At 69.6% G+C, this 13,992-nt stretch carries 13 protein-coding genes; 8 read left to right on the forward strand and 5 right to left on the reverse strand.

Going from position 1 to position 13,992, the window contains the following annotated elements; genetic code table 11:
- Nucleotides 1-22 precede the first annotated feature (22 nt).
- The 5 genes from LH076_RS09000 (at nt 23) to LH076_RS09020 (ending at nt 4,889) form a co-directional block, all read left to right on the forward strand.
- Entirely contained in the window at nt 23-1,081 is a 1,059-nt protein-coding gene (locus LH076_RS09000) for a thiolase domain-containing protein (protein ID WP_227780353.1), read from the forward strand.
- Nucleotides 1,081-2,241 (forward strand): thiolase domain-containing protein, encoded by a 1,161-nt coding sequence (locus tag LH076_RS09005; RefSeq protein WP_227780354.1) that lies wholly within the window; start codon nt 1,081-1,083, stop codon nt 2,239-2,241. The genes LH076_RS09000 and LH076_RS09005 overlap by 1 nt, the downstream gene beginning before the upstream one ends.
- Complete coding sequence (locus LH076_RS09010; RefSeq protein ID WP_227780355.1) at nt 2,241-3,062, forward strand: enoyl-CoA hydratase; 822 nt, start codon at nt 2,241-2,243, stop codon at nt 3,060-3,062. The genes LH076_RS09005 and LH076_RS09010 overlap by 1 nt, the downstream gene beginning before the upstream one ends.
- Nucleotides 3,063-3,072: 10 nt before the next feature.
- Nucleotides 3,073-3,726, forward strand: a complete 654-nt coding sequence (locus LH076_RS09015; RefSeq protein WP_227780356.1) for a hypothetical protein — start codon at nt 3,073-3,075, stop codon at nt 3,724-3,726.
- 125 nt (nt 3,727-3,851) lie between these two features.
- Nucleotides 3,852-4,889 carry a hypothetical protein gene (locus LH076_RS09020; protein WP_227780357.1) on the forward strand — a complete coding sequence of 346 codons (1,038 nt, stop codon included), beginning with the start codon at nt 3,852-3,854 and terminating at the stop codon, nt 4,887-4,889.
- 72 nt (nt 4,890-4,961) lie between these two features.
- Here LH076_RS09020 and LH076_RS09025 read toward each other — a convergent pair whose 3' ends face one another.
- Nucleotides 4,962-6,200 (reverse strand): cytochrome P450, encoded by a 1,239-nt coding sequence (locus tag LH076_RS09025; protein ID WP_227780358.1) that lies wholly within the window; start codon nt 6,198-6,200, stop codon nt 4,962-4,964.
- An 86-nt stretch (nt 6,201-6,286) separates the two neighbouring features.
- Here LH076_RS09025 and LH076_RS09030 point away from each other — a divergent pair, with 86 nt between their 5' ends.
- Genes LH076_RS09030 through LH076_RS09040 form a run of 3 tightly spaced genes read left to right on the forward strand, consistent with a single transcriptional unit; the run spans nt 6,287 to nt 10,697 of the window.
- On the forward strand, nt 6,287-7,450 hold the full coding sequence (locus LH076_RS09030) for a steroid 3-ketoacyl-CoA thiolase (protein WP_227780359.1): 1,164 nt from the start codon (nt 6,287-6,289) through the stop codon (nt 7,448-7,450).
- The gene (locus LH076_RS09035) at nt 7,450-9,102 is read left to right on the forward strand and encodes a GMC family oxidoreductase (RefSeq protein ID WP_227780360.1); all 1,653 of its coding nucleotides are present in this window, start codon (nt 7,450-7,452) and stop codon (nt 9,100-9,102) included. The genes LH076_RS09030 and LH076_RS09035 overlap by 1 nt, the downstream gene beginning before the upstream one ends.
- A gap of 11 nt (nt 9,103-9,113) precedes the next feature.
- Entirely contained in the window at nt 9,114-10,697 is a 1,584-nt protein-coding gene (locus tag LH076_RS09040) for a succinic semialdehyde dehydrogenase (protein WP_227780361.1), read from the forward strand.
- A 22-nt stretch (nt 10,698-10,719) separates the two neighbouring features.
- On the opposite strand, the gene LH076_RS09045 is transcribed toward LH076_RS09040, so the two are convergent.
- Genes LH076_RS09045 through LH076_RS09060 form a run of 4 tightly spaced genes read right to left on the reverse strand, consistent with a single transcriptional unit; the run spans nt 10,720 to nt 13,978 of the window.
- A complete protein-coding gene (locus LH076_RS09045) occupies nt 10,720-11,955 on the reverse strand; it encodes a hypothetical protein (protein WP_227780362.1) in 1,236 nt (411 codons plus the stop codon).
- Nucleotides 11,952-12,359, reverse strand: a complete 408-nt coding sequence (locus LH076_RS09050; RefSeq protein WP_227780363.1) for a carboxymuconolactone decarboxylase family protein — start codon at nt 12,357-12,359, stop codon at nt 11,952-11,954. The genes LH076_RS09045 and LH076_RS09050 overlap by 4 nt, the downstream gene beginning before the upstream one ends.
- Nucleotides 12,352-13,227 carry an NAD(P)-dependent oxidoreductase gene (locus LH076_RS09055; RefSeq protein ID WP_227780364.1) on the reverse strand — a complete coding sequence of 292 codons (876 nt, stop codon included), beginning with the start codon at nt 13,225-13,227 and terminating at the stop codon, nt 12,352-12,354. The genes LH076_RS09050 and LH076_RS09055 overlap by 8 nt, the downstream gene beginning before the upstream one ends.
- 1 nt (nt 13,228) lies before the next feature.
- Complete coding sequence (locus LH076_RS09060; RefSeq protein ID WP_227780365.1) at nt 13,229-13,978, reverse strand: SDR family oxidoreductase; 750 nt, start codon at nt 13,976-13,978, stop codon at nt 13,229-13,231.
- Between the last annotated feature and the right edge of the window lie 14 nt (nt 13,979-13,992).

A 13,992-nucleotide genomic window follows, 5' to 3' on the forward strand; every position in this document is an offset into this window, starting at 1 on the left:
TCCCCGGAAGGACGACGCGACGATGCGTGACGTGGCAGTCGTAGGCTTCGCCCAGCGACAGATGCAGGACTATGACGGCTCCCCCACGATGGCCGAGATGCTCGTGCCGATCATCGGGGAGTGTTACGAGCAGACCGGTTGGACGAAGAAGGACGTCGGCTTCTGGTGCTCCGGCTCCTCGGACTACCTCGCCGGCCGCTCGTTCTCCTTCGTGTCAGCGATCGACGCGATCGGCGTGCTGCCGCCGATCAACGAGTCGCACGTGGAGATGGACGCCGCCTGGGCGCTCTATGAGGCGTGGCTGAAGATCCAGACCGGCGAGGTCGACACGGCCATCGCCTTCGCCTTCGGCAAGTCCTCGGCCGGCGTCCTTCGTCGGACGCTGACCCTCCAGCTCGACCCGTACACGATGACGCCGCTGTGGCCGGACACCGTGTCCCTCGCCGCCCTGCAGGCCCGCGCCGGCCTGGACGCCGGCCTCTGGGACGAGACCGCCATGGCGGAGGTCGTCGACCGGTCGATGACGGATGCCGAGAAGAACGAGTACGCCGTCCGGGCCGGTGGCTCCTCGGTGGCCGACCTGCTCGCGCGGCCGATGTTCGCCGACCCGCTGCGCAAGCACGACTGCGCGCCGGTGACCGACGGTGCCGTGGCGCTGGTGCTCGCGGCAGACGACCGCGCCCGCGAGGTGCGGGAGCGGCCCGCGTGGATCACCGGCCTGGCACACAACACCGACGGACTCCAGCTCGGACTGCGCGACCTGACGACGTCGCCGTCGGCCTCGCGGGCCGCCTCGGCCGCAGGAGACCTGTCCCGCGTCGACCTGGCGGAGCTGCACGCACCCTTCTCGCACCAGGAGCTGATCCTCCGCTCGTCGCTGGGGCTGCGCGACGACGTACGACTGAACCCCTCCGGTGGGGCGCTCTCCGGCAACCCGATGTTCGCCGGCGGTGCGATCCGCATCGGTGAGGCGGCGCGCCGTGTCTGGGACGGCTCCTCCGACGTCGCCCTCGGCCACGCCACCAGCGGACCGGCCCTGCAGCAGAACCTCGTGTGCGTCCTGGAAGGAAACCTCAACTGATGAGCAAGGCCCCCGCCGCCGTCGTCGGCATCGGACAGACCCACCACCGCGCCGCGCGCAAGGACGTCTCGATGGCGGGCCTCTGCCGCGAGGCGATGGACCGCGCCCTCGCGGACGCCGACATGACGCTCGACGACATCGACGCGATCGTGATCGGCAAGGCCCCCGACCTCTTCGAGGGCGTGATGATGCCCGAGCTCTTCCTCGCCGAGTCGCTCGGTGCGGTCGGCAAGCCGCTGCTGCGCGTCCACACCGCCGGCTCCGTCGGAGGCTCGACCGCGATCGTCGCGGCCTCGCTCGTCCAGTCCGGCGTCCACCGCCGAGTACTGACCGTCGCCTTCGAGAAGCAGTCGGAGTCCAACGCGATGTGGGCGCTCTCGGTGCCGGTGCCGTTCGTGATGCCGGTCCACGCCGGAGCCGGCGGCTACTTCGCCCCGCACGTCCGCTCCTACATCCGCCGGGCCGAGGCGCCGTCGCACATCGGAGCGATCGTCGCGGCCAAGGACCGCAACAACGCACTCAAGAACCCCTACGCGCACCTCCACAACGAGGGCACGACCGTCGAGTCGGTGCTCGCCTCGCAGATGCTCTGGGACCCGATCCACTACGACGAGACCTGCCCGTCCTCCGATGGCGCCTGTGCGATGGTCATCGCCGACGCCGATACGGCGAAGGCGTTCACGAACCCCGCGTGGATCCACGGGACCGCGATGCGCTCCGAGCCGACCTCGGCCGCCGAGCGCGACCAGGTCAACCCGCACGCGGGTCGCCAGGCCGCCGCCGCCGTCTTCAAGCAGGCCGGCATCACCGACCCGCGCAAGGAGATCGACTGCGCGGAGATCTACGTGCCGTTCGCGTGGTTCGAGCCGATGTGGCTGGAGAACCTCGGCTTCGCCGGCGAGGGCGAGGGGTGGAAGCTCACCGAGGCCGGCGTCACCGCGCTGGACGGAGACCTCCCGGTCAACATGTCCGGCGGCGTGCTCTCCTCGAACCCCATCGGTGCCTCCGGCATGCTCCGCTTCGCCGAAGCCGCCCTCCAGGTCCGCGGCCTGGCCGGCGACCACCAGGTCGACGGCGCACGCCGCGCCCTCGGGCATGCGTACGGCGGCGGCTCGCAGTTCTTCGCCATGTGGGTCGTCGGCTCGGCACCCCTCAACTGATGGGCGCCGACCCGCGCGACTTCGTGCTCGTCGAGCGGCCTCGCCCCGAGGTCGCCGTCGTCACGCTCAACCGTCCCGAGCGGATGAACTCGATGGCGTTCGACGTCATGGAGCCGCTGCGTGATCTCCTGCGGGAACTGTCGGACGACAACTCCGTGCGGGTCGTCGTGCTCACCGGCGCCGGTCGTGGCTTCTGCTCCGGCGCCGACCAGAGCGGTGACCGTCCGCAGCTGGACAACCTCGCCGGACTCACCCGGATCGGCGTCGCGCTGCGACTGATGGAGCTGCTCGAGGAGATCATCACGACGCTCCGATCGATGCATCAGCCGGTGATCGCCGCGGTGAACGGCGCGGCCATCGGGGGCGGGCTCTGCCTCTCGCTGGCCTGCGACATCCGGATCGCCGGCGAGTCGGCGTACTTCCGTGCGGCCGGGATCAACAACGGCCTCACCGCCTCCGAACTCGGCCTCTCCGCACTGCTCCCTCGTGCTGTCGGGTCCTCCCGGGCGGCCGAGTGGATGTTGACCGGCCGCGACATCGAGGCCGCCGAGGCGGCGAGCACCGGCCTGGTCTCGCGGGTGGTGCCCGACTCGCAGTTGCTCGAGTCGTGTCTCGAAACCGCTGACGCGATCATCGGATGGAGCCGCCCCGGCATCGAGCTGACCAAGCGCACCCTCATCGACGCGCAGTCCGCCGGCTCCGTCGAGTCCCACATGCACGGCGAGGGCCTCGGCCAGCTCCTCGTCCGCCTCCTCACCCAGAACTTCGAGGAGGCGGTCACCGCGCGCAAGGAGAAGCGGCCGGCGGTCTTCCGGGACTAAGGTCCCGGTCATGAAGTGGGTCGGGCACCCGGTGGCCCTCGTGGCCGGGCTTCTCCTCGGGGCGTACATCTTCTCGCAAGGCCTCCTCAACGGGTCATCGTTGGTGATGCTGCTCGGCATCCTCCTGACCGGCGTCACGGCGGTGTCGCTCTGCGCCCTGGTGCTCCGCTGGCATCCCGAGCATCCGCCGGAGCCGGCCGAGGCTGCGGAGGGATCCACCCAGGCAGCGCCCGCGGCGCCTGAGGTCGAACCCCTGCTGGACCTCACCCTCGCGGATGTCGACTGCCCTGCTGCGCGTGACATCCTCGCCGGTGGTCCCGGGCTGTGGGAGCCGCTGGTGCCGGGCACCGCACCGCCGATGGTCGCCGCCACCGTCGCGAGCCATGTCTGGATCACCTGCTTCGGCGAGGATCGCCGTGGCTCGACCTGGACCGTCTCGCTCGAGGAGCTCGACGGCCTCGTCGACCTCGACGCCGAGGAGGACCAGGACCCCTTCATCGCCAACGTACGGCGCCACCTGCTGGTGAACGAGGTCTGGCGCGAGGAACGCGGCCGCTACGGCCTCACCGCCTCCCCGGAGTTCGACCTCGAGGCGATGGCCAGGATCACCGCCCGCGCCACCCTGGCGGCCCGGCTCGTGGCCTCACCCCTCCGACGCCCCTGACCCCGGAGCTGCCCAGAACGACGAGACGGCCCTTCCGGAGTGTCCGGAAGGGCCGTCTGGTCGGTCCTGCAAGGGGCTGTGGAGAGCCACCGACGTGATCCATCTTGGTGGGCCACGCTCGACCTATGGCTCGCTCACCCCATGCTGAACCCTTCCCCGTCCATCAGAACCGCCCGGGTCTCGTGTGGCCCAGCCCGATCGACCCCGACGGCGTGCTTGGCCCGACACCGAAGCAGGCACGAGGGCCCCGCTGGCGACGGGCCTCCTACGGCTACTACGTGCCGACCGACCTGCCGGAGAACCTGGCTGTCGAACAGAGAATCGCCATCGCAGCTCACCAGGTCGTTGACAAAGGGGCGGTCACAGGATGGGCGGCTCTGCGGTGGCGCGGCGCCAAGTTCCTCGATGGCCGGAGGGTCTCCGTCGTCGTTCCCCGCGGCGTCGTTCGCCCGACCTCGACACTCCGGGTCACGGCAGAGCAACTACCCGACTCTGCCATCGAGGAGGTCGACGGCATTCCGCTCGTCAGTGCCGTCCATGCCGCGCTGTTCGCAGCAGCCCACGCCGCTGGCCTCGGCAGCGCCGTCAACGCCATCGATCGCGCAGCCGCAGCAGACCTCATCTCCCTCGACGAGCTTGCGGGTCATGCCCTGGAGCGGGCCGGGAGACCAGGGATCCGTCAGGTGCGCGACGCCATCGCGCTCGCCTCGGAGAACAGCTGGTCGCCCATGGAGACGCAGATGCGGCTCCTGTGGCGGACCATCGGTCTCACGGAGGTCGTCTGCAACACGCCGATCTTCGACCCCGACGGACGACACCTCGGCACGCCGGATCTCTTCCATCCGGCGTCGGGGCTCGTCGGCGAGTATGACGGCGCTGACCACCTGACGGGCGGACAGCGGGCGAAGGACATCCGTCGGGAGGGCGCCTTCCGCCGCGTCGGTCTGGAGTACGTCGAGATGGTGGCCGCCGATCGTCGCAATCCGTCGGACTTCCTCCGCCGGACCAAGGACGCGCTGACCCGGACGGAACGGGGTCCATCCCCGGAACCGCGCTGGACCCTGACACCGCCGCCGTGGTGGACCGACACCACGACCGTCGACCGTCGCAGGGCCCTGACCACCCGCCAACGTGAGCGCCTCCTGCGATGGCAAGCGGCCTGAGTCGCCAGAACGATGAGACGGCCCTTCCGGAGTGCCCGGAAGGGCCGTCTGGTCGGTCTGGGCGAAGGGCCGTCAGGCGTAGGTGACCGGGAGTTCCTTGATGCCGTTGATCCACGAGTGGCGGAGGCGGCTGGCCTCGCCGGCCTGCTTGATGTTCGGGACCTTGTCCGCGATGGCGTCGAAGATGATCTTGATCTCGAGGCGGGCGAGGTTGGCGCCGATGCAGTAGTGGGCGCCGTGACCGCCGAAGGCGAGGTGCGGGTTCGGGTCGCGCAGGATGTTGAACTGACGCGGGTTCTCGAAGACCTCTTCGTCGTTGTTGCCCGAGGCGTAGAAGAGGGCGACACGATCGCCCGCCTTGATCTGCTGGCCGCCGAGCTCGAGGTCGTTCTTCGCGGTGCGCTGGAAGACGGAGACGGGGGTGGCCCAGCGGATCGCCTCGTCGATCATCGTGTCGGGGCGCTCCTTGACCCAGAGGTCCCACTGGTCCGGGTTGTCGAAGAAGGCCATCATCGCGTGGGTCGTCGCGTTGCGGGTGGTCTCGTTACCGGCGACGGCGAGCAGGATGACGAAGTAGCCGAACTCGTCGTCGGTGAGGCTGCCGTGGCCGTCGAGGTCTGCCGTCACCAGCTTGGAGATGATGTCGTCGCCCGGGTTCTCCTTGCGCTCGGCGGCGAGACCCATCGCATATCCGAGGATCTCGGCGGCCGCCGTCTCGGGGTCGCCGGGGACGTCGGGGTCGTCGTAGGAGAGCATCTGGTTGGACCAGTCGAAGAGCTTGCCCCGGTCCTCCTGCGGCACGCCGAGGAGCTCGGCGATGGCCTGGAGCGGCAGCTCGGCCGCGATGTCGTGGACGAAGTCGCCCGAACCCTTCGCGAGGGCGTCGGAGACGATCCTGTCGGCACGCTCGCGCAGCGACTCCGCAAGGGCACCGATCGCGCGGGGCGTGAAGCCGCGGCTGATGATCTGGCGCAGCTTGGTGTGGTCGGGGGCGTCCTGGTTGACCATCATGACCCGCTGGAGCTCCACCTGGTCGCGCGTCATGTCCGGCGCGAACCGGATGATCACGCCGTCCTCGCTGTTGGAGAACTCGGCAGCGTTCTTGGAGACGGCCGCGATGTCGGCGTGTCGCGTGACCGCCCAGTACCCCTCGTCCTCGAAGCCGGCCGCGGCATCGGGCGTCTGGGCCACCCACCACACCGGCGCCGTCTTCCGCAGCTGGGCGAACTCCTTGAGCGTGATGCCAATCTGCCGGAGCCCGGGGTCCGTCGGGTCGAATCCGGTGGGAAGATCCAAGTCAAGCGCGGTCACTGCGGCTCCTTCAGGTCGGGCAAGCACTCCGTCCATGCTGCCCCACCACTCTTGCACAAATCAAGAACACGTTCTAGTTTTTGGCCATGGGCAACCCTGTCATCGTCGAAGCAGTCCGCACCCCGATCGGAAAGCGCCGGGGTGCCCTCGCAGGCGTGCATCCCGCCGTCCTCCTCGGGGCCACGCAGGTCGAGGTGCTCAAGCGATCCGGTCTCGACCCGGAGCTCGTCGACCAGGTCATCGGCGGCTGCGTCACGCAGGCCGGCGAGCAGTCCAACAACATGGTGCGCCGCGCGTGGATGCATGCCGGCCTGCCGAACCACACCGCCTCGACGGTGATCGACGCCCAGTGCTCCAGTGCACAGCAGGCGACCGCGCTGATCAACGCCATGATCGCCGCCGACCAGATCAAGGTCGGTGTCGCCTGCGGCATCGAGTCGATGTCGCGCATCCCCCTCGGCGCCAACGTGCCGAAGGGCGCCGGCGACCCGCGGCCGAGCGACTGGAGCATCGACCTGCCCGACCAGTTCGGGGGTGCGGACCGGATCGTCCACGACCGCGGCTTCAGTCGTGCCGAGGTCGACGCCTTCGGTCTCTGGTCGCAGCAGAAGGCCCGTGCCGCCCAGGACGCCGGCCACTTCACCCGTGAGATCTTCTCCCTCGAAGCTCCCGTCCTCGACGAGGAGGGGAAGCCGACGGGCGAGACCCAGAACGTCAGCCAGGACGGCGGCATCCGCGAGACCTCGCTCGAGAAGCTCGCCGCCCTCTCCCCCGTCCGCGAGGGCGGCACCCACACCGCAGGTACGTCGTCCCAGATCAGTGACGGCGCCAGCGCGCTCCTCCTCATGGACGAGGCGGTCGCACGTGACCTCGGCCTTACGCCCCGCGCGCGGATCGTCTCGAGCTGCCTCGTCGGAGCCGACCCCTACTACCACCTCGACGGACCCGTGCAGGCGACCGAGAAGCTGTTCAAGGACACCGGCATGAGCATCAGTGACATCGACATCGCCGAGGTCAACGAGGCCTTCGCGGGCGTGGTGATGTCCTGGGCGAAGGTGCACAAGGTCCCCGAGGAGAAGATCAACGTCAACGGCGGTGCCATCGCGCTGGGCCACCCCGTCGGCTCCACCGGCACCCGGCTCCTGACCACCGCCCTCCACGAGCTCGAGCGCCGTGACGGCCAGTTCGCCCTCATCTCGATGTGCGCCGGCGGCGCACAGGCCTCCGGAACGATCATCGAGCGGATCTGATGCCCCGGTCCCGCGCCACCGTGCGCTCCGGTGCCGTGGTCACCGAGGCCGAGTACGTCGTCGTCGGCGGTGGCTCCGCGGGCTGTGCCGCGGCGGGGCGCCTGGCCGCCGCCGGGAAGTCCGTCCTCCTCATCGAGGCGGGCAAGAGCGACGCCAAGAACCTCATGGTCAACATCCCCGGGATGATCGGGCCGATGCACGCCGAGCCGAGGCTCAAGCGGCTCGTGGACTGGGGATTCCACACCGTGCCCCAGCGCCATGCGCTCGAGCGCGAGTTGCCGCAGCCCCGAGGCAGGATCCTGGGTGGTTCGAGCGCGATCAATGGTGTCCTGTGGGTGCGCGGCAACCGGGCGAACTACGACTCGTGGGCCCACGAGATGGGTGACGCGGGCAACGCCTGGTCCGCGGACAGCGTCAACACGGCGTACAAGCGGATCGAGGACTTCGAGGACGGGGCCACCGACTACCGCGGCGCGGGCGGGCCGATCAAGGTCACCCGCCACACCCAGCCGACCGAGGCGGGCCGGGCCTTCAAGGAGGCGGCCGCACAGACGCTCAACGTCAAGGTCCTCGCGGACTACAACGCCGAGGAGCAGGAGGGCCTCTCGGTCTTCCAGCAGAGCGCGTCGGCGGGCCTTCGCTACTCGGCCGCCCGCGGCTACCTCCACAACCAGGACCTGCCGACCCTCTCCGTCCTGGTCAACCTCCACGCCGCCCGCGTCGTCATCGAGAACGACAGGGCCACCGGCGTCGAGGTGATCGACGCCAAGGGCACCCGGCACGTCATCCGGGCGACGGCCGAGGTGATCCTGAGCGCCGGCGCCTTCGGGTCGCCCCAGCTGCTCCAACTCTCCGGTGTCGGCCACCCCGACGAGCTGACCAAGCTCGGCATCGAGGTCGTCGCCGACCTGCCGGTGGGCGACAACCTGCACGACCACATGTTCGTACCGACCACGTGGCTGATGCCGACGGCGCTGCACCACGGCACGGCGCCGTACTTCGCTCGCGGCTTCGCCAAGGAGGTCACGCGCGGTGGCTCCTTCCTGGAGAACACCGTCTTCGAGACGGTCGGATTCGTTCGTACGTCGCTCGCGACCGACGTGCCCGACCTGCAACTGCACGTGCTTCCGTGGGCCTACCCGTCGCCCAACCAGGACGCCCCGATCCGGCACGAGGTCGACAAGCGCTCGGCGCTGACGGTGATGAGCTCGCTGATCTACCCGAAGTCCCGCGGCACCCTCCGGCTCAGGTCCGCCGACCCGTTCGCGGCCCCGTTGATCGACTTCAACTACTTGAGTGAGCCCGATGACCACACGGTGCTCCTCGAGGGGGTGCAGATGATCCGCGACATCATGGAGAACCCGCTGATCAAGGCCAAGGTCACCGGTGAGCTCCATCCCGGGACGGCGATCAGCGCCGACCAGATGAAGTCCGAGGTGCGCAACCGCGCCACCTCGATCTACCACGCCGTCGGCTCGTGCCGGATGGGCGTGGACGACCGGGCAGTCGTCGGGCCCGATCTCACCGTCCACGGAGTCGACGGCCTTCGGGTCGCCGACGCCTCCATCATGCCGTCGATCATCGGCGGCAACACCAATGCACCCTCCGTGATGATCGGCGACCGCGTCGCCGAGTTCATCCTCGGAACCTGAGGAGACCGACCATGACCATGACGCCCGCACCCCCGGCCCGGCCCACGCGGCCCGGCACGCTCTCCGACTCCCTGCTGCGGCAGCTGGTGGCACGTGTCCCCTCCACCGCAGGCGGCACCTGGAAGCTCACCGAGGTCTACACGGGCGAGGTCCTGGTCGAGCTCCCGCAGACCACGCCCGACGACGTCATCGCCGCCGCGGGCAAGGCACGCGCCGCCCAGAAGCAGTGGGCCGCCACACCGCTCAAGGAGCGGCTCGCGGTCTTCGCGCGGGCCCACGAGCTGATCCTCAGCCACCAGCACCAGATCGCCGACCTGATCCAGGCCGAGTCCGGCAAGGCGCGCCGCATCGCCTTCGAGGAGGCGTGCGACCCCGTCATGGTGATCAGCCACTACCTCAGGCGCGCCCCCAAGCTGCTCCGCGACCGCAAGCACGCCGGCCCGGTGCCGGTCGTCTCGTACTCGAAGGAGGTCCACCCTCCACGCGGCCTCGTCGGGATCATCGCGCCGTGGAACTTCCCCTTCGCGACCGGCCTCTCCGACGCCATCCCCGCCCTGATGGCGGGCAACGCCGTCCTGCTCAAGCCGGACAACAAGACCGCGCTCTCGCCCCTGTACGGCGTCAGCCTGCTCGAGCAGGCGGGGCTGCCCCAGGGCCTCTTCCAGGTCATCTGCGGTGAGGGCCCCGACGTCGGGCCGACGATGCTCGACCACATCGACTACCTGATGTTCACCGGCTCCACCGCGACGGGCCGGCGGCTCGGCGAGCAGGCCGGTCGCAACCTGATCGGCGCCTGCCTGGAGCTCGGCGGCAAGAACCCGATGATCGTGCTCGACGACGCCGATCTCGACGAGACCGTGCAGGGCACGCTCTTCGCGGTCTTCGGCAACACCGGGCAGATCTGCATGCACATCGAGCGGATCTACATCCACGACTCCCAGTACGAGGCCTTCCGCGACAAGTTCGTCGCCGCCGCCGGCGCGATGAAGCAGTACGCCTCCTACGACTTCGGTCCCGAGCTGGGTGCACTCATCTCCGCCGACCACCTGGAGCGGGTCCGCTCCCATGTGGAGGACGCCGTGGCCAAGGGCGCCCGCGTGCTGCTCGGCGGCAAGGCCCGGCCCGACCTCGGCCCGACCTTCTTCGAGCCGACGATCCTCGAGGGCACCACCTCCGACATGCTGCACGGCACCATCGAGACCTTCGGTCCGGTCGTCTCGCTGCACCGCTACGGATCGGTCGAGGAGGCGATCGCCCTGGCCAACGACACCGACTACGGCCTCAACGCCTCCATCTGGACCACCAACTTCAAGCGGGCCGAGAACATCGCGCGCCGGATCGAGTCCGGCAACGTCAACATCAACGACGGCCTGGCGACGGCGTACTCCTCGAAGGGAACGCCGTCGGGCGGGATGAAGCAGTCCGGCGTCGGCGCACGTCACGGCGACCAGGGGCTGCTGAAGTACACCGAGACGCAGAACGTCGCCGTACTCAAGAAGCAGGTCATGGGCCCTCAGGGCAAGCAGACGTACGAGCAGTACGCCAAGCAGATGCAGAGCTCGCTGCGCTGGATGCGCCGGCTCCGTCTGCGCTGAGCGCGCCGGGGCGCTCCCGCTGTCAGCCGTTGACCAACAGTGGGAGCGACCGGCGCTTCTCGAAGGCGAAGCCCGCGCCGAGACTGATCTTGGTGACCGCCACCTCGTCCGTCTCCTTGGTCTCCTCGTCGCGTACGACGACCCGGGCGACCCACTCGTCGTCGGCACCGGTGACGGTGACGTCGAAGTGCGGGTCGAGCTCACGCACCGCTGCGGCGAGCGGGACGGCCCAGTCGGGGCCGATCAGGCTGACCCAGGCGGCGTCCTCGTGAGCCGGACCGGGTGAGACGGCGAGGGTGCCTGCCTCGCCCCTCGTGCGGACGTACGCCGCCGGGTTGAGCATCGGGTGCAGCCGGAGCAGTTCGAGCGCACCCTCCGGGGTGGCCGGGAGATCGAGCGCCCTGGCGACACGCATCGCCGCGATGCCCGCGAAACCGGTGAGCTGCTTGCGCCGGAGCCGGAGCAACTGCTCGGTGTCCGCGCGGGCCTTCAGGGCGAGGACGAAGGCACGGTCGAGCAGCGCCATCTGGAGGCAGACCTCGTCGGCGATCCGGACGAGCGCCGAGTGGGAGAACGCGGCGAAGTCGAGATCGGCGAGCAGCGGACCGCGGTAGTCGGAGACACCCTCGTCGGTCGCGTCGATCGGCTCGAGCTCGAGCGTCGCGGCCCGGGAGCGCTCGTTGACGGCGAGCGCGGGGATACCGACCGCGTCGGGGTAGCTCTCGTCGATGATCACCGTCCAGGAGCAGACCGGAACACGTCCTGCCGGCACACGGGGCGGGCGGTGGACCGGGCGGACCTGCGCCTTGGGGTTCGTCGCGACCGCGGTCGCGTCGAAGGTGGGGTCCTCGATCGTGTGGCACATGCCCTTGACGTAGGCGTCGCCCATGCCCTCGACGTCAGCCAGCGCGCCGCAGAACGGCAGGCTGAAGCCGCCGTGCCAGGGGTCGTCGACGGTGAAGCGGAAGTCGAGGAACTGCGGCGGCGCACCGATGTCGAGCTGGAGTCCCTTGAAGATGGTGACGATGTCGCCCTTGCCGGGCTCGGCGGGCTCGTAGGCGAGCGCGGCCTGCATCCGGCGGGTGTAGATCGGGCTGGCAGCGGCCCACTCCTCGATCGCGATCTGGAGCATCTCCTCGCGGCCGAACTCGCTGATGCACCAGGCCATGCCGGAGCGGTCGATCATCTGTCCCACGAGCAGCAGCTCCGGCACGAGCGCGGCGAGCTGCTCGCGGGTCAGGGTGGCGTAGTTGCTCACTGTGCGGCCTCCTGGGCTGCCTTCTTGGCCGCGCGGGCCGCCTTGCCGATGGTCTCCTCGACGACGCTGTTGAGCTTGGCACCGTCCGGCCAGCCCGCGTAGTGGGTCAGGAAGACGACGACCTCCCGCAACTCGGCATCGGAGAGCTCCCCGTTGGCATGGGCCGCGGGGACCTGGATGCCGAGCACGTCGGCGTACCCCTTGGCGGTGAGGAGGCCGATCAGCAGCAGCCGTCGGTCACGGTCGGAGAGGCCGGGTCGGTTCCAGATGTCGCCGAAGAGGTGATCGGCGGTGTAGCGGAAGAAGTCGCCCTCACCGTCGCTCATCTCGAAGCCGTAGACCTTCTCCATCGTGCGCAGCCCTTGGGCGCGCAGCTCCGGCAGGTCTTCGAACTTGTCACTCACGCGGCAGCCCCAGTCCCGGCGCGAGCCGGTCCAGTGCCAGCCGAGCCAGAGGTACGTCGACCCCCAGCTGGTCCGCCAGCGCGACCGCGAAGGTGAGGTCCTTCTCCCCCAACGCGACGACGTGGCTGAAGACGCCGTGCCAGAAGTCGTCGGCGGCGATCGGTGCGGTGGTCTCACGATGGAGGATCGCGCCGGGGCCGCCCGTGATGGCGTCGGTGTGACGCACCACGTCGCCGAGTGAGCGGAGGTCGAGGCCGGCGGCCTCGGCAAGTCGCGCGGCCTCGGTGGCGGCCGTGAAGGAGACGAAGTGGAGCAAGTTGCGGGCGAGCTTGAACTCCGTGCCCTTGCCGGGCTCGCCGGCGTGGATGACCTTCGTGCCCATCCGCGACAGCACGGGCTCGACCGCCTTGAAGGCGCCGTCGGAGGCGCCGACCATGATCGCGAGCGAGCCGTCGGCCGCGCCCATCGGACCACCGGAGACCGGGGCGTCGACGACCTCGATGGCGAACCCGCAGACCTTCGTCACCTCCGCCTGCAGCTCGGCCGGCGTCGACGGCGAGACCGTCGAGTGCACCACGAAGGAGACCGGCACCATGTCCTCGCGCGGCTTGAGCTCGGCGAGGACCTCGCCGAGCACCGAGCGGACCTGGGCGTCGTCGCGCACCATCACGCAGATGACGTCGGCCCAGTTGCCGAGCTCGGCGACGTTCGCTGCGATGGTGGCGCCGGCCGCCTCCAGCTCCGTGAGCGGCTGTTCCGCCACGTCGAAGACGCGCAGGTCGATGCCGTCGGCCTGCGCCAGCCGCAGCGCCATCGGCTTGCCGATGTTGCCGAGCCCGACGAAGCCGACCCGTGTCGTCCCTGCCATGTCAGGGCCTGAAGGTCTGGCCGCCGTCGACCGCCACGATCTGGCCGGTCACCCACGACGACTCGTCGGAGAGCAGGAAGGTGGCAGCACCGACCATGTCCTCGGGCTTGCCCATCCGCTTGATCGCGAGGTTCTTGACCAGCTCCTTCGAGGCGTCGCCCGCCTGGGTGCGGGTCGCCTCGGTGTCGGTGGGACCAGGAGCGATGGCGTTGACCCGGATCCGCTGGCCACCGAGCTCGTGGGCGAGCTGCTGCGTGAGGCCGTTGATCCCGCTCTTGGCCAGGCCGTAGAAGCCGGAGTAGAGGTAGGCCGCGGTCGAGGACTGGTTGACGATCGAGCCGCCGCCCCGCTTGGCGATCTCGGGGTAGACGGCGCGGGTCATGACGAGCGCGCCGTCGAAGTTCACGGACATGAACTTCTTGTAGTAGTCCCAGTCGACGGTGATGAGCAGGTCGAACTGCATCGCGCCGTAGATGGCCGCGTTGTTGACGAGGCCGTCGATGCCGCCGTACGTCGCCACCACCTGCTCGACGAGCGCGGCCGCGGACTCGGCACTCGAGACGTCGACGGAGACGAAGAGTGCGCTCCCGCCGTCGGCCTCGATCTGCTTGGCGACCAACTCGCCCTTCTCGGTGTTGAGGTCGGCGACGACCACCTTGGCGCCCTGGGCGGCGAAGCCCTTGGCGTAGGCCTCACCGATGCCCTGCGCGGCGCCGGTGACGACGATGACCTTGTCCTGAAGACGTCCCATGTCTGTGCTCTCTC

The sequence above is a fragment of the Nocardioides sp. Kera G14 genome (genome assembly GCF_020715565.1).
Classification (GTDB): Bacteria; Actinomycetota; Actinomycetes; order Propionibacteriales; family Nocardioidaceae; genus Nocardioides.